The following is an 18,520-nucleotide window of genomic DNA, read 5'->3' as shown; positions in this document are numbered from 1 at the left end:
CAAGCCACAGATTATCAAGGTGTTGGTAACCTGCATTGCCGGGCGGTTCCCGATCGCGCTTGGGGCCGATCCGCGTGGCCCGTAAGGTTTCGTCTTGGATTGGGGTGACGCCATCGCGGCGACGAACGGCATGACGATGGTATCGCGGCGACGCGTGCTGGGCCTCGGCGCGGCCACGGCACTCGCCGCCTGCGGTCGGGCGCGGGGCAAGGAGCCGCTCGCATGGTGGGCGATGGGCACGACGGGCGAGAACGCCCCGCTCCTGCTGCCACCGTTCGAACGCGCGACCGGCATCCGCGTCGACGTTCAGGCCCTGCCCTGGACGGGCGCACACGAGAAACTCCTCACCGGTTTCGCGGGGCGGTCGCTGCCCGACGTGATGATGCTGGACAGCACATGGCTGCCCGAAATGGCCTTGCTCGGCGCGCTGGCACCGCCGTCGCCCGCATCGCCAATGCTCGCGGACCAGCATCCGGGTGCGCTCGCCTCCGTGCGCGTCGCCGGACGGGCCATGGCGGTGCCGTGGACCGCGGATAGCTGGGTGCAATTCTATCGTCGCGATCTGCTCGCCCAGGTCGGCTACGCCAGTCCGCCGCTCACGTGGGAGGATTGGCGCCGGATGGCGCTGGCCATCCGCCGCCGTCACCCGGATCGCTACGCGACGCTGCATCTGCTCGACTGGCCCGAGCCGCTGTTCGCCTTCGCCGTGCAGCAGCCCGAACCGCTGCTGCGCGACCATAATACGCGCGGCAATTTCGCGTCGTCGGGGTTTCGCGCCGCGCTGGGCTTCTACAAATCCATCTATGACGAGCGACTGTCGCCGGCCATCGCCGGGGCGGAGGCCGGCGACACCTATATCGCCTTTCGCCGTGGGCGGTTCGCGATCCTGCCCTCCGATGCGGTGACGATCGGCGACTTGCGCCGCCGCGCGGCGATGCTGCCGCCCGAACTCTGGGGCGTGGCGGCGACGCCGGGACGGACCGGCGCGGGCGAAACCATGGCGCGGGGCGCCTGCCTGGCGGTCAACCGCGACGCGCGCGATCCGGTGCGCGCCTGGCATCTGGTCGATTATCTGTGCGGCACGGCGCTGCAGGAGCGGCTTTACGGCATCACCGGCGACCTGCCGACGCGGCCGACCGCCTGGGATGCACCCGCGCTCGCGCGCGACCCGGTCGCGAAAAGCTTCGCCCGGCAGATCGCGCTCGGCGTCGCCCCGCCGGCCATCCCCGAATGGCAGCGGATCGTCACCGAGGTGCAGCGCGTGGCCGAACATATGGTCCGCGGCGAATATGGCGTAGACGCCGCGACGGTCGAGATGGACCGGCGGGTCGACCGGATCCTGCAGAAACGGCGCTGGCTGCTCGAGCGCGGGAGGGTCGCGTGACCGGCCAGGCGCGCGCGGGGCTGGCCTTTGCGCTTCCGGTCCTGGTCGCGACCTTGCTCTTCCTGGTCGTGCCGACGCTCGGCGCGCTCCTGCTCAGCGTCACCGATTTCGACATCTATGCGCTCGCCGATCTTCACGACCTGCGCTTCGTGGGCATGGGCAATTACGCCGAACTGCTGCGCACGCCGCTGTTCTGGCGCGCGGTGGGCAACACCGCGCTGTTCGCCGCGATCGGCGTTCCCGCCTCGATCGGCACGTCGCTCGTCGCGGCACTCCTGCTCGGTCCGGCGACGCTGCGGTGGAAACCGCTCTGGCGACTGCTGTTGTTCGCGCCCTATGTCACGACGCTCGTCGCGACCGCGCTCGTGTGGCGTTACGTGCTCGACTCGCAGGCGGGGCTGCTGAACTATGCGCTGTCGCTCGTCGGGATCGCGCCCGTCGACTGGCTCGGCGATCCGCGCACCAGCATCCCGGCGACGCTGATCTTCGTCGTGTGGAAGGTGTTCGGCTATAACATGCTCGTCTTCGCCGCCGCGCTCGCGGTGGTTCCGCAGGATCTGCACGAGGCCGCTTCGCTCGACGGCGCGGGCGCGCTGGCGCGGTTCCGTCATGTCACGCTGCCCGCGATCGGCCCGGCGCTGCTGCTGGCGTCGGTGCTGAGCATCGCCAATTTCCTGCAGATCTTCACCGAGCCTTATGTGATGACGCAGGGCGGCCCCGCGCAGAGCACCGAAACCATCCTGTTCTTCATGTTCGACCAGGGCTTCACCTGGTGGAATCTCGGCATGGCCTCCGCGGTCGCCGTGCTATTGTTCGTCGTCACGCTGGCGCTCACCGCGGTGCAGACGGCTTTGGGAAGACGGCGCGAATGGCTATGAACGCAAAGGGCGCCGTGCGGACGCTGATCGTGGCCGCGTTCGCGCTCGTGGTGGCCGCGCCGCTGTGCTGGATGGTCAACGTCTCGCTGATGCCCAAGGGCGCGTCGGCCAGCTTCCCCCCGCCCTTCTGGCCCACGCATCCGACGCTCGCCAATTACCGCGAGCTGCTGTTTCCGCACCCCGACGCCAGCGGCGGATCGACCAGCTACAAGATCGTGCCTGCGATCGTGAACAGCGCCGCGCTGGCGACGCTGGCGACCTTGCTCGGTCTCGGCCTCACCCTGCCGGCGGGCTATGCCTTCGCCAAGCTCCGCTTCGCGGGGCAGGCGCAGCTCCTCCAGGGGCTGCTCGCCCTGGTCGTCGTGCCGGCGCAGGTGGCGATGCTGCCGCTGTTCCTGATGCTGAAATGGGTGGGGCTGGTGAACAGCTATGCCGGAGTGCTCGCGCCGGGCCTCGCCGGGGTGTACGGCGTGCTGTTCGTGCGGCAGGCGACCGTGGCGATCCCCGACGAGATGCTGGATGCGGCGCGGATGGACGGCGCGGGCGAATGGCGCATCTTCACCGGCATCGTGCTGCCGCTGCTGCGGCCGACGATCGTGACGCTCGCACTGTTCACCTTCCTCACGAGCTGGAGCGATTTCCTCTGGCCCCTGATCGTCATCACCGATCAGAATCGCTACACGCTGCCGGTGGCGCTGGCCGCCATCAGCCGCGAACATGCGCGCGATACCGAACTGATGATGGCGGGTGCCGTGCTGACCACCGCGCCCGTCCTTCTCCTCTTCGGCGCGCTGCAGCGCTATTATTTCACCGGCGTGCTGGGCGGCGGGATCAAGGGGTAATGCGCGGATAGGCCGCGCCGTCAGCCGCGAAGAGCTGGGCCTTCGTGGCGTCGATCGCAAAGCGGATCGTCTCGCCGAGCGCGACGTGCCGGTCGGCGGGCAATTGCGCCACGATCCGGCCGCCGCTCGCGCCGAGATGGACGAACGACAGCGGCCCGAGCCGCTCGAACAGCTCGACCTCGCCGCCGAACGGCCCTTGCGGATCGAGACGCAGATGTTCGGGCCGCAGCCCGAGCGTCGCGGCGCCTCCGACGGCCTCGGCCGGCACGTGGGCGGCCACGCCGCACGTCGCGCCGTCCGGGAGCATCACGGCCGCACCAGCGGCCCCGGCCCGCGCGATGCGGACGGGCAGGAGGTTCATCGCAGGCGATCCGATCGTCTCCGCCACGCGGACCGTGGCCGGCGCGCGGTAGAGGTCGAGTGGCGCGCCGACCTGTTCGACGCGGCCCTGCGCCATCACGACGATGCGGTTGGCGAGCGTCATCGCCTCGATCTGGTCGTGCGTCACATAGATCATCGTCGTTCCGAGCCGCTGGTGCAGCCGCGCGAGTTCATGCCGCATCCGGACGCGGAGGCTCGTGTCGAGGTTCGACAGCGGCTCGTCGAGCAGCAGAACCGCGGGATCGCGCGCCATCGCACGGCCGATCGACACGCGCTGGCGCTGCCCGCCCGACAGCGCCCGCGGACGCCGATCCAGCACCGTGTCCAGCTCCAGCAGCGCGGCGATCTCCGCCACCTTGGCGGCGATGTCGCGCCGGTCGCGCTTGGCCATACGCAAGGGGAAGGCGATGTTCTCGGCGACCGTCAGGTGCGGGTACAGCGCATAGGATTGGAACACCATGGCGACGTCGCGTTCCGCCGGTGCCAGCGCGGTCACGTCACGGCCGCCGATGAGCACGCGGCCGTCCGACGGCGCGTCCAGCCCCGCGATCGCCCGCAGCAGCGTCGATTTGCCGCATCCGGACGGCCCGACGATGACGACGAACTCGCCGCTTTCGATCGAAAGATCGGTCGGCTCGAGGGCCGCCATGGTGCCGAAGCGCTTCGTCAGCGCCTGGACAACGACTGTGCTCATGGCAAATCCAAGCAGGAGGAAAACAGGGCCGGCGATAGCGGCATGTCGTGCGACCGCCAATGCGGCTTGGGCGTAGCGAGGGTGTCGTTCGTCCGTAGGCGCTGCATGCGCAGTCGGGCTATGCGACGGACATGCGAATCGCGATCATCGATACCAGCACGACGCGTGCGGCGATCATATCCGAAGGCCTGCGCGACGCCGGGCTGGACGATATCATCGTCATCGACAGCGCGGGGCGGCTGGTGGCGCAACTCGAAGCCGCGGCACCCGAGGTGGTGCTCATCAACCTCGAAAATCCCAGCCGCGACGTGCTGGAGGAATTCTTCGCGGTATCGCGCGCGCTGGCGCGGCCGATCGCGATGTTCGTTGACCAGAGCGATTCCGAGGCCACGGCCGCCGCCGTGGATGCCGGTGTATCGGCCTATATCGTCGATGGTCTGTCGCGGCCCCGGATCAAGCCGGTCCTCGAACTCGCCATCCGCCGGTTTCAGGCCTTTGCGCGGCTTCAGGCGGAGCTGAACGAAGCGCGCAGCGCGCTGGCCGACCGCGCGACGATCGATCGGGCCAAGGCCATCCTGATGAAGCGCCGCGCGATCGACGAACCCGCGGCCTACGGCCTGCTGCGTGCGCAGGCGATGCGGAGCAATCGCCGGATCGCGGAGATCGCCGATGCGATCGTGACCAGCGACGCGCTGATGGGAGAGATGTGATGGCGCTGGACACGATTCGCATCGGATTTCTGCCCCTCGTCGATGCCGCCCTGCCGATCCTGGCGCGCGAACAGGGCTTCGCCGAAGCGGAGGGGCTGGAGATCGCGCTGGTGCGCGACGTGACATGGGCCACGGTCCGCGACCGTCTGCTCTATGGTCATACCGATGCGGCGCATCTGGTAGCACCACTGGCGATCGCGGCCGCGCTCGGCCATGGGCGGCCCGCGGTGCCGATGGCGGTGCCGTTCGTGCTGGGGCTGAACGGCAACGCCATCACGCTGTCGCTGCCGCTGGCCGCCCAGGTGCTCGCCGACGATGCGCTGGGCGATCCGCACGCGCTGGGGGCTCGGCTGCGCGTCGTCGCCCTGGCGCGCGCCGCGGCCGGGCGACGGCTTCGCTTCGGCGTGGTGCACCGCCATTCGAGCCACAATCTGATGCTGCGCTACTGGCTCGCGGCCGTCGGCATCCGGCCGGACACCGATGTCGAGATCCTGACGACCAGCCCCACCTTTGCGGCCGACGCGCTGGCGGCGGGCGAGGTGGACGGGATCTGCGTCGGCGAACCATGGAACAGCATCGCGGTGGATCGGGGCGTCGGTCGTATCGCTCTGGTGACCGCGCAGATCTGGCGCCGCGGCGTCGAGAAGGTGCTGGCGATGCGCAGCGAGACGCTGGCGGCCTCGCCCGACACCGCGCATCGTCTCGTCCGCGCGCTCCATGCCGCCGCGGCGCATTTCGTCGATCCCGCGACCACGCGGGCGAGCGCGGCGATCCTGGCCCGCCCGGAATATCTCGATGCGCCGGTCGATCCGATCGAACGCGCGATCACCGACCGCGTTCGGCTGGTCCCGGATGGCGCGCCCTTGCACGTTCCCGATTTCATGTTCCAGTACCGCGAGGCCGCGAACTTCCCGTGGCGCAGCCAGGCGGCCTGGCTGTATTCGCAGATGATCCGCTGGGATGGCGCGTCCTTCTCGGCCGACGAGGCGGTGATCGCGCAAGGCGTGTTCCGCCCCGACATCTACCGCGCGGCGCTCGCCGGATCGGGTGCGCCGTTGCCCGGTGCGAGTTCCAAAATCGAGGGCGCGATCGGAAGCGGCGCGCTCGGCGCCGGATCGACTCAGGGCCGGCTGATCCTGGGGCGCGACCAGTTCTTCGACCACCGCGCCTTCGATCCCAACGACATCGCCGGATATCTGGCGCAATTGCCCTGACCGCATGACACTACGAGCATCTTCGTGCTGCGAGCGCGAAAAGATGCTTGCCAGATCTTGGCGATTCGCTCATTCTTATACGGTCGGGCAAGGATGCCTGACACGACATAGACGCGATTCGGCTCCAACGAAGGGGCCATGAGCGTGGAACGGCCCGATGGCCGTCCCAAGGCAACGAAGCCGCCCGATGCGATCCTGAAAGATCGTCGTCGAGGCGGCTTTTTCTTTGTCCATCGCAGATGGGGGCACGAGCATGGCGACGACGGTCTGGACCAACGATATACCGCGCAAGGCCCCCGGGGGATTCTGGGCGAGCGGTCACAGCCCGACGCTGATCGCGGCGTTTCTCTATTTCGACCTCGCCTTCATGGTGTGGGTGCTGCTCGGCCCACTGGCGCCGGAGATCGCCAGGACGCTCGCGCTGACCCCGGCCGAAAAAGGCCTGATGGTCGCGGTGCCGACGCTGGCCGGTGCGATCCTGCGGGTCGTCAACGGCCTGCTGGTCGATCGGATCGGGCCGAAGCGTGCGGGCGCGATCAGTCAGATCATCGTCATCGCCGGGCTGATGTCGACCTATCTGCTGGGTGTGAACAGCTTTGCCGGCACGCTGGTGCTGGGCGTGATCCTTGGCTTTGCGGGCGCCAGCTTCGCGATCGCGCTGCCGCTGGCCAGCCGCTGGTATCCGCCCGAGCATCAGGGCAAGGCGATGGGGCTTGCCGGGATGGGCAATTCGGGCACCGTGCTGGCCGCCCTGTTCGCGCCCGCGCTTGCCAAGCTGCTCGGATGGAACGCGGTGCTGGGGCTCGCCTGCCTCCCGCTGTCGATCGTCTTTGCCGCATATATGCTGATGGCGAAGGACGCGCCGAACGCACCGGCGCCCAAGAGCTTCGCGCACTATCTGGCGCCGCTGAAAAGCGCCGACGCCTGGTGGCTGATGGGCTTTTACGCGGTGACGTTCGGCGGGTTCGTCGGGCTGGCCGCATCGCTGCCGATCTATTTCACCGACCGGTTCGGGCTGACGGCAATCCAGGCCGGCTATTGCACCGCGGCCTGTGTCTTCGCCGGATCGCTGGTGCGACCGATGGGCGGCGCCGTGGCGGATGCGATCGGTGGCGTGAAGACGCTGACCGGCGTGTTCATCGTCGCCGCCCTCGCCCTGGCGGCGGTGAGCGTCGCCGCCACGGTATCGACCGCGCTGGGCTTCTTCATCCTGGCGATGCTGGCGCTGGGTGCGGGCAACGGATCGGTGTTCCAGCTCCTGCCGCAACGCTTTGCGGCGGAGATCGGCGTGATGACCGGGCTGGTCGGATTCGCCGGCGGAATCGGCGGCTTCTATCTCGCCTCGTCGCTGGGAATCGCCAAGCAGGCGACGGGCAGCTTCGCGCCCGGCTTCCTGATCTTCGCGGCGCTGGCCGTGATCGCGCTGGCGGGGCTGACGCTGGTGAAGGCCACATGGCGCGCGACCTGGGGTGCGGCGGCCGCCGGCGTGCGGATCTGACCCGGGTCCGCGCCGCCGATCGCCGGGCCGACCGGTTCGCGACCGACACCCGAAACCTCTGATCTCGACTGGACTGGACGATCCGATGGAACATCACGTCAACACCCAAGGCGGCGATCCCCGCGAGCATCTGGTCGTCATCGGCAACGGCATGGCCGGCTGCCGCGCGGTCGAGGAACTGATCGCCCGCGATCCCGCGCGCTACCGCGTCACGATCTTCGGGGCCGAGCCGCATGTGAACTATAACCGGATCATGCTCTCGCCCGTGCTGGCCGGGGAAAAGAGCTTTGCCGACATCGTCATCAACGATCACGCCTGGTATCTGGACAACGCCATCCAATTGGTGACGAGCGACCCCGTGCGGTCGATCGACCGTGCCGCGAAGACGGTGACCGCGCGATCGGGCCTGACGGTGGCTTACGACCGGCTGCTGATCGCCACCGGCTCCGATCCGTTCATCATTCCCGTGCCCGGCCGGGATCTGCCCGGCGTCATCAGCTTTCGCGACATGGCCGATGTCGATCACATGCTCGCCGCGGCCGAGGCCGGCAAATCCGGCGGCGGCGGCGCGGCGGTGGTGATCGGCGGCGGTCTGCTGGGGCTGGAGGCGGCGCACGGGTTGACGCTGCGCGGCATGAAGGTGACGGTGATCCACCTGATGCCGACGCTGATGGAGCGTCAGCTCGACGAGGCGGCCGGCTGGCTGCTCAAACAGGCCCTCGAAGCGCGCGGGCAGACGATCCTGACCGAGGCGCACACCGCCGCGATCGTCGGCGACACCCGCGTCGAGGGCGTCGCACTGAAGGACGGCGCGATCATCCCGGCCAGCCTGGTGGTGATGGCGGTCGGCATCCGCCCGTCGGTCGCGCTCGCGCAGGCGGCGGGGCTCGACATCGGCCGCGGGATCAAGGTCGACGATCATATGGTCACCAGCGATCCGTCGATCCTCGCGGTCGGCGAATGCGTCGAGCATGACGGCAACGTCTATGGCCTGGTCGCGCCGCTCTGGGACATGTGCCGTGCGCTCGCCGACGGGCTGGTCGGCAAACCCAGCGGCTATCGCGGTTCGGTGACGTCGACCAAGCTGAAGGTGGCCGGGCTGGACGTGTTTTCCGCCGGCGACTTTTCCGGCGGGCCCGATGCCGAGGACATCGTGCTGCGCGACGCGACGCGCGGCATCTACAAGCGCGTGGTGGTCAAGGACAACCGCGTCGTGGGCGCGGTGCTGTACGGCGACACCGCCGATGGCGGCTGGTATTTCGATCTGCTGAAACGCGGCGAGGATATCGCGGCCATGCGCGACATGCTGATCTTCGGCCAGGCCTTCGCCTCGGGAGGGGGGCAGGCGGACCCTAAGGCGGCCGTTGCGGCGCTTTCCGAGGATGCGGAAGTGTGCGGCTGCAACGGCGTCAGCAAGGCCCGGGTCTGCCAGGCGATCGTCGACGGTGCCACCAGCCTCGATGCGGTCCGCTCGAACTGCAAGGCCTCGGCCAGTTGCGGATCGTGCACCCCTGTGGTCGAGCAATTGCTGTCGATCACGCTCGGGGCGGATTACGGAGGCGAGCGCACCGTCAAGACGCTGTGCAAATGCACCAGCTTCGGCCACGACGACGTCCGCCGCGCAATCGTCGCGCAGGATATGCGATCGATCCCCGAGGTGATGCAGAGGCTGCACTGGTCGACGCCCGATGGTTGCTCGGGCTGTCGCCCTGCGCTGAACTATTACCTGCTCTGCGCGCTGCCCGGCACCTACAAGGACGATCAACAGAGCCGTTTCGTCAACGAACGCATGCACGCCAACATCCAGAAGGACGGCACCTATTCGGTGGTTCCACGGATGTGGGGCGGCCTGACCAACCCGCGCGAGCTGCGCGCGATCGCCGATGTCGTCGAGAAATACGACGCGCCGATGGTCAAGGTGACGGGCGGCCAGCGGCTCGACATCTTCGGGATCAAGAAGGAGGATCTGCCCGCGGTGTGGGCCGATCTGAACGCCGCCGGGATGGTCAGTGGCCATGCCTATGGCAAGTCGCTGCGGACCGTGAAGACCTGCGTCGGCAGCGACTGGTGCCGCTTCGGGACGCAGGATTCGACCGGGCTCGGCGTCAAGGTCGAGCAGATGACCTGGGGGTCGTGGATGCCGCACAAGTTCAAGATCGCGGTGTCGGGATGCCCGCGCAATTGCGCGGAGGCGACGATCAAGGATTTCGGCATCGTCTGCGTCGACAGCGGATACGAACTGTCGGTGGGCGGCAATGGCGGGATCAAGGTGCGCGCCACCGACTTCCTGTGCAAGGTCGCGACCGAGGCGGAGGCGATGCATCACTGCGCCGCCTTCATCCAGCTCTACCGCGAGGAAGCGCGTTATCTCGAGCGGACCGCGCCGTGGATCGAGCGGATCGGCATCGCCTATATCCGCGAACGCATCGCCGACGATCCCGCCGGGCGCGATGCGCTCGCCGCACGGTTCCGGTATTCCCAGACCTTCATGCAGGACGATCCCTGGGCGGCGCGCGCGGCGGGCGCTGATCGCCAGCAGCATGCCCCCATGGCGCGCTTCACCCCCGTCGATGCGCGAGAAATGGCATGATCGGCGAATGGCTCGATATCGGCTGGGTCGACGAGATCCCGGTTCGCGGCAGCCGCACCGTCCAGGTGACGGGGGGCGACGACATCGCGGTCTTTCGCACCGGCGACGGAACGGTCTTCGCGCTCGCCGATCGCTGCCCGCACAAGGGCGGGCGGCTCAGCCAGGGCATCGTCCATGGCGGCGCGGTCGCCTGCCCGCTGCACAATTGGCGCATCGCGCTGGCGACCGGCGAGGCACTCGGCGACGATAGCGGCTGCACGCCGGTCATCCCGGTGAAAGTAAGCGGCGGGCGCGTGCTGCTCTGCCGCGCTGCCACGATGGCGGCGGCGTAGCATGGCGCCGGTCCGCACCACCTGCGCCTATTGCGGCGTCGGCTGCGGTATCGTTGCGACCCAGACCGGCGAGCGCTCGGTCGACATCCAGGGCGATCCCGATCACCCCGCCAATGCGGGGCGGCTCTGTTCGAAGGGCACGCATCTCGGCGAGACGATCGGTCTCGAGGGCCGGCTGCTCGCGCCGATGATCGGCAAGCGGCGCGCCTCATGGGACAAGGCGCTCGATCTCGTCGCCCGCCGCTTTCGCGAGACGATCGCGCAGCATGGGCCGAACAGCGTGGCCTTCTATGTTTCCGGCCAGATGCTGACCGAGGATTATTACGTCGCCAACAAGCTGATGAAGGGGTTCATCGGCTCCGGCAACATCGACACCAACTCGCGGCTCTGCATGGCGAGCGCGGTCGCCGGGCATACCCGCGCGTTCGGCGAGGATGTCGTGCCGGCATCCTATGACGATCTCGACGCGGCCGACCTGATCGTCCTGGTGGGATCGAACACCGCCTGGTGCCACCCGGTCGTCTATCAACGGATCGTCGCCGCGCGCGCCGCGCGGGGCACCAGGCTGGTGGTGATCGACCCGCGGCGCACCGAAACCGCCGAGGAGGCCGACATCCACCTGCCGATCCGCGCCGGCACCGATATCGCGCTGATGAACGGCCTGCTGGCCTGGTGTCGCGACCATGGCGCGATCGACGATGCGTATCTCGCCCGCCATGTCGGCGTGCCGGAGGATTTCTGGGCCGGGCTGGCGCATGGGCACGACCTCTGGTCGGTCGCGCAGACCTGCGACGTGCCGGCCACCGATCTGAAGCGCTTCTTCGAGCTTTTCGCCGCCACCCCGCGCACCGTCACGCTGTTCAGCCAGGGCGTGAACCAGTCCCTGTCCGGCACCGACCAGGTCAACGCGATCACCAACCTGCATCTGGCGACCGGCCGGATCGGCAAGCCGGGGGCGGCCCCCTTCTCGATCACCGGCCAGCCCAACGCGATGGGCGGCCGCGAGGTCGGCGGCCTCGCCTCGACGCTCGCCGCGCACATGGATTTCGCGCCAGACAATGTCGAACGCGTCCGCGCCTTCTGGTCCGCACCCGCCATGGCGACACGGCCCGGCCTGAAGGCGGTCGATCTGTTCCGCGAACTCGGCACCGGTCGGATCAAGGCGATCTGGGTGATGGCGACGAACCCGGCGGTATCGATGCCCGATGCCGGGCGCGTACGGGACGCGCTGGCCGGCTGCCCGTTCGTGGTCGTGTCGGACGTCATCGCCGACACCGACACGTCGGCCTTTGCGCATGTTCGCCTGCCCGCGGCCGCCTGGGGCGAGAAGGACGGCACCGTCACCAATTCCGATCGGACGATCAGCCGCCAGCGGCCGTTCCTGCCCTTGCCGGGGGAGGCTAAGCCCGATTGGTGGATCGTCGCGCAGGTCGCGCGGCGCATGGGGTGGAAGGCCGCCTTTTCCTATGAACGCGCGGCCGACATCTGGCGCGAGCATGGCCGCCTGTCGACCTATCGCAACGAAGGCCGCCGGCTGTTCGCGCTGCCGGGCCAGGCGGCGATCGGCAACGCGGCCTATGATGCGATGACGCCGTTCCGCTGGGGCGGCACGCCCTTCGCCGATGGGCGCTTCCCGACGCCCGACGGTCGTGCGCGCCTGGTGTCGGTCGTGCAGAAAGCGATCGCAGCGCCGCTCGTCGCCTGGCCGATGACGCTCAACACCGGGCGCTACCGCGATCAATGGCACAGCATGACGCGCACCGGGCTGTCGCCCCGGCTCGCGCGCCACCGCGAGGAACCGCTGGTCGAGATCCATCCCGACGACGCCGCGCGGCTGGCGATCGTCGATGGCGGTCTGGCACGGGTCGCGACGCCGCAGGGCGAAAGCCTCTACCGCGCCAGCGTCGTCGCGACGCAGCGCGCGGGCGAATTGTTCGTGCCGATCCACTGGACCGATGCCAATGCCAGCGGCGGCCGGACCGGCCTGCTGCCACGGCCGCTGGCCGATCCCGTGTCGGGCCAGCCCGGCTTCAAGGCGACGCCGGCGAACATCGCGCCCGTCGTCACCGCATGGCGCGGCTTCCTGATCGTGCGGGGCGATGCGTCCGAGCGCCCCGCTTGCCGCTGGGCGACACGCATCGCGGTGTCGGGGGGCGCCGCCTGGGACCTGGCCGGCGATGGCGACCCGGCAAGGCTCGACGCGCTGCTGCCCGCGGGCGAGCGGATCGAGGCGATCGACGCGGCGCGCGGCACCCGCCGGATCGCGATCCTGAGCGGCGGCCGCCTGTCCGCCGCGCTGTTCGTCACGCGCGACGGGTCGCTGCCGCCGCGCGACTGGCTGGCCGCGCAATTGGCGCAAGCCCGCGCCGCCCCCACGATCCTGGCCGGGCGCGCACCGGGCGCGCAGGCCGATCGCGGCGCCATCGTCTGCGCGTGCTTCGATGTCGGCCTCAACACCATCCTCGCCGCGATCGCCGAACAGCATCTCGCCGACGTGCACGCCATCGGCGCGGCGCTTGGCGCCGGCACCAATTGCGGATCGTGCCGCCCCGCGCTCGCCAGGCTGTTGTCACAAGGAACGCCCCATGCCGCATGACCTCATCGCCCCCGGTTCGGTCTGGCTCGTCGGCGCCGGCCCCGGCGACCCCGATCTGCTGACTCGCAAGGCCGAACGCCTGATCGCCGCCGCGGACATCGTCTTCTACGACGCGCTGGTCGGCCCCGGCGTGCTCGACCTGATCCCCGCCGGCACCGAGCGCATCGGCGTGGGCAAGCGGTCGGGTCGCCATTCCAGGGATCAGGCGACGATCGACGCGTTGCTCGTTGCCGCGGCGTTGGCGGGCAAGCGCGTGGTGCGGCTGAAAGGCGGCGACCCATCGGTGTTCGGTCGTTCGACCGAGGAGATCGATGCCCTTGCCGCGCACGGCGTGCCGGTCCAGATTTGCCCCGGCATTACCGCGGCCAGCGCCGCCGCCGCATCCGGCACGCTGTCGCTGACCCTGCGCGGCCAGGCGCGGACCTTGACCCTCGTCACCGCCCATGCGCGCGGCGAAGAGCCGCTCGATCTCGACTGGCCGATGCTGGCGCGCGCGGATGCGACGCTTGCCGTCTATATGGGTCGGGCGGCCGCCGCCGAGGTAGCGCGCAACCTGATCCATGCCGGGCTGTCGCCCGCAACGCCGGTGATCGTCGCGGTCAACGTCTCGTTGCCCACCGAACGCTTGATCCGCGGGCGGCTGGACGCGCTGGCGTTCCTCGTCCGCACGATCGGCGACCGCGATCCGGCGCTGCTCCTGATCGGGCCCGCCGCCGGCTCGCGCCTTCGACCAGTGGCGATCGATGCAGCTCATTTGCGGCCGGACATCAGGATGGTGGGCGCTGACGGGTTCGAACCGCCGACCTACTCGGTGTAAACGAGCCGCTCTACCAGCTGAGCTAAGCGCCCCCTTCTCGGGAAACGCCGCGATGCCAAAGCCCGGCGTTCGGGGCAAGCCCCATGATCGGCGGCCGGGCGCTCCCGGGTCAGCCCGCGTCCGCCCGTATCACGCCGGCGAAATAGCGCCGCATGCCGTCGCTCGCCCGCGGCGTCAGCGCCATGAAGGCGCGGCGGCGATCGGCGGGATCGGGTCGGCGCTCGAACAGCCCCGCCTCGGTCAGCCGCGCGATCCAGCGCAGCGCGGTCGTCGGCGCGACCGCCGCGGCGATACACAGGCTGGAGACCGACACCTTGGCGCGCTCCAGCTCGGCGGCGAACAGGTCCAGCAGCATGTCCCAGGCGGGATCTTCGAACAGGCCGCCGGGAAACACGTGATCGCGCAGCCGGCGATGGCGGATCATCCGGCGGATGTCGCGCCCGCTCGTTTCGCGCGGGCCCGCATAGGCTTCCAGACCGAAGCTCTGCCGCCGATCGGCGACGCCCTCGCCCGGATCGGGCGCGTCGGGGCTGGCGAGCCGGGCCAGCACCTCGGCGATCCGCGCCACTTCGCTGTTGAGCCGCTTCAGCCGCGCCGCCTCGCCCTCGCCGACACGGTCCGCCATGGCGGGCGGGCGCATCTGCGCGGCGGCGATCACCAGCGCGCCCGTCCGATCCGCGAGCGTCGCCTCGCACAGCAGGTGGATATGGGGGCCAAGCAGATGCGCCGCGACCAGATCGATCTGCGCGGTATCGAGCGCCACGATGACGGCGAGTTCCAGCGCGCTGGCATAGCCGTCGATCCGCGGCAGCGTGGCGGTCAGCGTCGCCTCGTCGACGCCCGAGGCCTCGACCATCAGGATCGGGCGTACCGCGATCTGGGAGAGTTCGCTGGCGGCCGCCTGCCAGCCGATGCGCCGCAGCACGCGCCCGCGGGCGAGGTCCAGCGCCTGCACGGCCGCCTCGGCCTGCCCATCATCCGCGATCACGAAGGCGGTGAACGCCGCCCCGCGCGCCTCCTCGTCGTCCTGCACCCGCGCCCCCGCTTGCCCGTTCGACACGAGGATAGGCGATGGCGTCCGATCGGGGGCAAGTATCGCATATCGTTTCGGATCTATCGCGCCGGAACCACGGCCACGGGCCGGTTGGCGCGCCTCGATCTGATGAGTTTACTTTGATCCGTTCGTCCTGATCTTGTCGAAGGGCCTGTTCAGGATGCGAAGGCGCGAGCGCGGAAAGCGTGCTTCGACAAGCTCAGCACGAACCATAGAGGGACTGGATCAACCGAACGTCATCCCGCTTAATCCAGCGCCTTCACGATCTCCTCGACCATCTTCTTGGCATCGGCCAGCAGCATCATCGTGTTGTCGCGGTAGAACAGCTCGTTATCCACCCCGGCATAGCCGACGCCGCCCATCGATCGCTTGATGAACAGCACGGTCTTGGCCTTCTCGACGTCGAGCACGGGCATGCCGTAGATCGGCGAGCTCTTGTCGGTCTTGGCGGCCGGATTGGTCACGTCGTTCGCGCCGATGACGAAGGCGATGTCGGTCTGCGCGAATTCGCCGTTGATGTCCTCCAGCTCGAACACGTCGTCATAGGGCACGTTCGCCTCGGCGAGCAGCACGTTCATATGGCCGGGCATCCGCCCCGCGACCGGGTGGATGGCGTATTTTACGCGGACGCCGTGCGCCTTCAGCCGGTCGCCCATCTCGCGCAGCGCGTGCTGCGCCTGCGCCACCGCCATGCCATAGCCGGGGACGATCACCACCTGTTCGGCCTGCGCCATCAGGAACGCGGCATCCTCCGCCGATCCGCGCTTCCACGGCCGGTCGGTCGCGGCGGCGGCAGCGCCCGTCTCCGCACCCGCGCCGAAGCCGCCCGCGATCACGCTCACGAAGCTGCGGTTCATCGCGCGGCACATGATGTAGCTGAGGATCGCGCCCGACGATCCGACCAGCGCGCCGGTGACGATCATCGCGGTGTTATGGAGCGTGAAGCCCATCGCCGCCGCCGCCCAGCCCGAATAGCTGTTCAGCATGCTGACCACCACAGGCATGTCCGCGCCGCCGATCGGCACGATCAGCAGGAAGCCGATCGCGAAGCTGAGCAGCGTGATCGTCCAGAAGATCCAGGCCGACTGATCGGTGACGAAATAGGCGATCAGGCCGAGGATGGCGGCGATCAGCGCCAGGTTGATGGCGTGGCGCCCCGGCAGCATCAGCGGCTTGCCGCCCATATTGCCGTTCAGTTTCAGGAACGCGATGACGCTCCCGGAAAAGGTGATCGCGCCGATCGCGACGCCCAGCCCCATCTCGATCCGGCTGACCGGGTGGATCACCGCGAAAGGCTGGCCGATCAGCGGAATCACCAGATCGGCGATCCCGAACGCCTGCGGGTTGAGGAACGCCGCCGCCGCGACCAGCACTGCGGCGAGCCCGACGAGGCTGTGGAACGCGGCGACGAGCTGCGGCATCGCGGTCATCGCGATCCGCCGCGCGGTGACGAGGCCGATCGCCGCACCGATGCCGATCGCGGCGAGGATTTCGAGCATCGTCGGCCACGCGACGGTGCCCATCCCCACCGCCGGCCCCGTATCGGGCACTAGCAGCGTGACGACGCGCGGCACATGCGTCACCAGCGTCGTCACCACCGCGATCGTCATGCCGGCGATGCCGAAGCGGTTGCCGCGCTGGCTCGACGCCGGACTCGACAGCCCGCGCAGCGCGAGGATGAAGCACACGCCCGCGACCAGATAGGCGAGCGCGGCCCAGGGGTTCACGGCCACGGCCTCCATCTCAGCGCACCTTTTTCTTGTACATCGCCAGCATTCGCGCGGTGACCGCGAAGCCGCCGAAGATGTTGACGCTCGCCAGCACCACCGCGAACAGCCCGAGCCATTTCGACACCCCCGCGCCGGTGCCGATCCCCGCCGCCGCGGCCGCCACCAGCGCGCCGACGATGATGACGCTGGAGATCGCGTTCGTCACCGCCATCAGCGGCGTGTGCAGCGCGGGCGTCACCGCCCACACCACGAAATAGCCGACGAAGCAGGCGAGCACGAAGATCGACAGGACCCCGATGAAATCCATGGCTATTCCTCTTTTCCCACCAGCGCCGTGGCAAGCGCCGCGAAGCACCATGACGGACCGCTACGCCGGTGCACGCTCACGCGCACCCCATCCTCGCGCAAAGGAGCCGCGATCACGCGGTCAGCCGGGGGTTCACCACCCGGCCGTCCTTCGTCAAGCGCACGCCGGCCACGATCTCGTCCGCTTCGGGCAGCACCGGCCGCCCCGCATCCTTGTCCCAGAAGGCGCCGAGGAAATTGAACAGGTTGCGCGCGTACAGGGCCGACGCGTCCGCAGCGAGGCGGCCCGCCACGTTGCGGTGGCCGACGATCGTCACGCCGCCCACGCGCACCACCTCGCCCGCGACCGAACCTTCGACATTGCCGCCCTGCTCGACCGCGAGATCGACGATCACGCTGCCCGCGCGCATGCTCGCCACCTGCGCCGCCGAGATCAGCCGCGGCGCTGCACGGCCGGGGATCAGCGCGGTGGTGATGACGATATCCTGTTTGGCGATGTGCCCGGAGACGAGCGCGGCCTGCGCGGCCTGATATTCAGGGCTCATCTCGCCGGCATAGCCGCCCGATCCCTCGCCCTCGATCCCGCGCACGTCCTCGACAAAGACGGGCTTGGCGCCGAGGCTCTGGATCTGCTCGCGCGTCGCCGAGCGCACGTCGGTGGCCGAGACCTGCGCGCCCAGCCGCCGTGCGGTGGCGATCGCCTGCAACCCGGCGACGCCCACCCCCATCACGAACACGCGCGCGGCGGACACCGTGCCCGCCGCCGTCATCATCATCGGAAAGGCGCGGCCATATTCGGCGGCGGCATCGAGCACCGCCTTGTACCCCGCCAGGTTCGACTGCGAACTGAGGATGTCCATCGACTGCGCGCGGGTGATCCGCGGCATGAACTCCATCGCCAGCGCCTCATATCCCGCCGCGGCATAGGCATCGACCCGCGCCCGCTGGCCGAAGGGATCGAGCGCCGCCACGATCAGCGCGCCGGGCCCCGCGCCCGCCAGCGTCTCGGGCGCGGGCCCCTGCACGCCCAGCACGATATCCGCGCCCGCCAGCGTCGCGGCACGGTCGCCGATCGCGGCACCCGCCTGCGCATAGGCGTCGTCGGCGATCGCGGCGCGGGTGCCGGCGCCCGCTTCCACCGCCACGCTCGCGCCCAGCGCGATGAACTTCTTCACCGTTTCGGGCGTGGCGGCCACCCGCGTCTCGCCGTCCGCCCGTTCGGTGAGGACGGCGATCCGCATCTCAGCGCGCGATGATGAGGATGACGGCGATGGCGATCGCCGCCACCGCGACCGTGCCCCATTTCAGCATCGCGGTCACGCTGACATAGGTGGCCTCGTGCGCCTTCAGATCGCCGTCACTCGCCATGCGTCGTCCCCGATCCGGTGTCTCTCCGCCATACCCTAGCCACCCATGCTCTTCCCCTCAAGCCCCCAACCCCGCGCCGGCCGGCGCACGCTTAAGCCCGCCTTTACCCGCATGGCGCTAAGGGCG

16 protein-coding genes and 1 tRNA gene are annotated in these 18,520 nt (G+C 69.3%); 10 read left to right on the top strand and 7 right to left on the bottom strand.

Annotated features, from left to right (window positions below):
- Positions 1-94 precede the first annotated feature (94 nt).
- From OXQ95_RS01810 to OXQ95_RS01800, 3 genes are read left to right on the top strand one after another with little or no spacing between them, the layout of a single operon-like run.
- Positions 95-1,384, top strand: coding sequence for an extracellular solute-binding protein (locus tag OXQ95_RS01810; RefSeq protein WP_267378784.1), 1,290 nt, complete (start codon positions 95-97; stop codon positions 1,382-1,384).
- Positions 1,381-2,262: a sugar ABC transporter permease gene (locus OXQ95_RS01805; RefSeq protein WP_267378781.1), complete on the top strand. Its 882-nt coding sequence runs from the start codon at positions 1,381-1,383 to the stop codon at positions 2,260-2,262. Before OXQ95_RS01810 ends, OXQ95_RS01805 begins: the two co-directional genes overlap by 4 nt.
- Positions 2,253-3,104, top strand: coding sequence for a carbohydrate ABC transporter permease (locus OXQ95_RS01800; RefSeq protein ID WP_267378778.1), 852 nt, complete (start codon positions 2,253-2,255; stop codon positions 3,102-3,104). Before OXQ95_RS01805 ends, OXQ95_RS01800 begins: the two co-directional genes overlap by 10 nt.
- On the opposite strand, the gene OXQ95_RS01795 is transcribed toward OXQ95_RS01800, so the two are convergent.
- Entirely contained in the window at positions 3,094-4,179 is a 1,086-nt protein-coding gene (locus tag OXQ95_RS01795; RefSeq protein ID WP_267378775.1) for an ABC transporter ATP-binding protein, read from the bottom strand. The two genes, OXQ95_RS01800 and OXQ95_RS01795, sit on opposite strands and share 11 nt — an antisense overlap.
- Positions 4,180-4,310: 131 nt before the next feature.
- Here OXQ95_RS01795 and OXQ95_RS01790 point away from each other — a divergent pair, with 131 nt between their 5' ends.
- The 7 genes from OXQ95_RS01790 to cobA all read left to right on the top strand — a co-directional run bounded on the left by OXQ95_RS01790 (position 4,311) and on the right by cobA (position 13,936).
- On the top strand, positions 4,311-4,889 hold the full coding sequence (locus OXQ95_RS01790) for an ANTAR domain-containing protein (RefSeq protein ID WP_242096423.1): 579 nt from the start codon (positions 4,311-4,313) through the stop codon (positions 4,887-4,889).
- Positions 4,889-6,103 carry a CmpA/NrtA family ABC transporter substrate-binding protein gene (locus tag OXQ95_RS01785; RefSeq protein WP_267378771.1) on the top strand — a complete coding sequence of 405 codons (1,215 nt, stop codon included), beginning with the start codon at positions 4,889-4,891 and terminating at the stop codon, positions 6,101-6,103. Before OXQ95_RS01790 ends, OXQ95_RS01785 begins: the two co-directional genes overlap by 1 nt.
- Before the next feature lie 253 nt (positions 6,104-6,356).
- A complete protein-coding gene (locus OXQ95_RS01780) occupies positions 6,357-7,601 on the top strand; it encodes an MFS transporter (protein ID WP_267378768.1) in 1,245 nt (414 codons plus the stop codon).
- An 85-nt stretch (positions 7,602-7,686) separates the two neighbouring features.
- Positions 7,687-10,191 (top strand): nitrite reductase large subunit NirB, encoded by a 2,505-nt coding sequence (nirB, locus tag OXQ95_RS01775; RefSeq protein ID WP_267378765.1) that lies wholly within the window; start codon positions 7,687-7,689, stop codon positions 10,189-10,191.
- On the top strand, positions 10,188-10,523 hold the full coding sequence (gene nirD / locus OXQ95_RS01770; protein WP_267378762.1) for a nitrite reductase small subunit NirD: 336 nt from the start codon (positions 10,188-10,190) through the stop codon (positions 10,521-10,523). Before nirB ends, nirD begins: the two co-directional genes overlap by 4 nt.
- Position 10,524: 1 nt before the next feature.
- A complete protein-coding gene (locus OXQ95_RS01765) occupies positions 10,525-13,119 on the top strand; it encodes a nitrate reductase (protein WP_267378759.1) in 2,595 nt (864 codons plus the stop codon).
- On the top strand, positions 13,109-13,936 hold the full coding sequence (gene cobA, locus OXQ95_RS01760; RefSeq protein ID WP_267379268.1) for a uroporphyrinogen-III C-methyltransferase: 828 nt from the start codon (positions 13,109-13,111) through the stop codon (positions 13,934-13,936). Before OXQ95_RS01765 ends, cobA begins: the two co-directional genes overlap by 11 nt.
- Here cobA and OXQ95_RS01755 read toward each other — a convergent pair.
- From OXQ95_RS01755 to OXQ95_RS01730, 6 genes are all read right to left on the bottom strand, one after another.
- Positions 13,893-13,968: transfer RNA gene (locus tag OXQ95_RS01755), tRNA-Val, on the bottom strand. The two genes, cobA and OXQ95_RS01755, sit on opposite strands and share 44 nt — an antisense overlap.
- A 77-nt stretch (positions 13,969-14,045) precedes the next feature.
- The gene (locus tag OXQ95_RS18775; protein WP_267378756.1) at positions 14,046-14,996 is read right to left on the bottom strand and encodes a winged helix DNA-binding protein; all 951 of its coding nucleotides are present in this window, start codon (positions 14,994-14,996) and stop codon (positions 14,046-14,048) included.
- Positions 14,997-15,235: 239 nt separating this feature from the next.
- Complete coding sequence (locus tag OXQ95_RS01745) at positions 15,236-16,732, bottom strand: NAD(P)(+) transhydrogenase (Re/Si-specific) subunit beta (protein WP_242096430.1); 1,497 nt, start codon at positions 16,730-16,732, stop codon at positions 15,236-15,238.
- Between the two features lies 1 nt (position 16,733).
- The gene (locus tag OXQ95_RS01740; protein ID WP_267378753.1) at positions 16,734-17,027 is read right to left on the bottom strand and encodes a proton-translocating transhydrogenase family protein; all 294 of its coding nucleotides are present in this window, start codon (positions 17,025-17,027) and stop codon (positions 16,734-16,736) included.
- A 112-nt stretch (positions 17,028-17,139) separates the two neighbouring features.
- Positions 17,140-18,267, bottom strand: coding sequence for an NAD(P) transhydrogenase subunit alpha (locus OXQ95_RS01735; protein WP_267378751.1), 1,128 nt, complete (start codon positions 18,265-18,267; stop codon positions 17,140-17,142).
- 1 nt (position 18,268) lies between these two features.
- Positions 18,269-18,394: an aa3-type cytochrome c oxidase subunit IV gene (locus OXQ95_RS01730; protein ID WP_242096433.1), complete on the bottom strand. Its 126-nt coding sequence runs from the start codon at positions 18,392-18,394 to the stop codon at positions 18,269-18,271.
- Positions 18,395-18,520 lie beyond the last annotated feature (126 nt).

Source organism: Sphingomonas sp. GC_Shp_6 (assembly GCF_026540835.1).
GTDB lineage: Bacteria > Pseudomonadota > Alphaproteobacteria > Sphingomonadales > Sphingomonadaceae > Sphingomonas.
The sequence above is the reverse complement of the archived record's forward strand: the minus strand, read 5'-3'. Positions and strand labels throughout refer to the sequence as shown.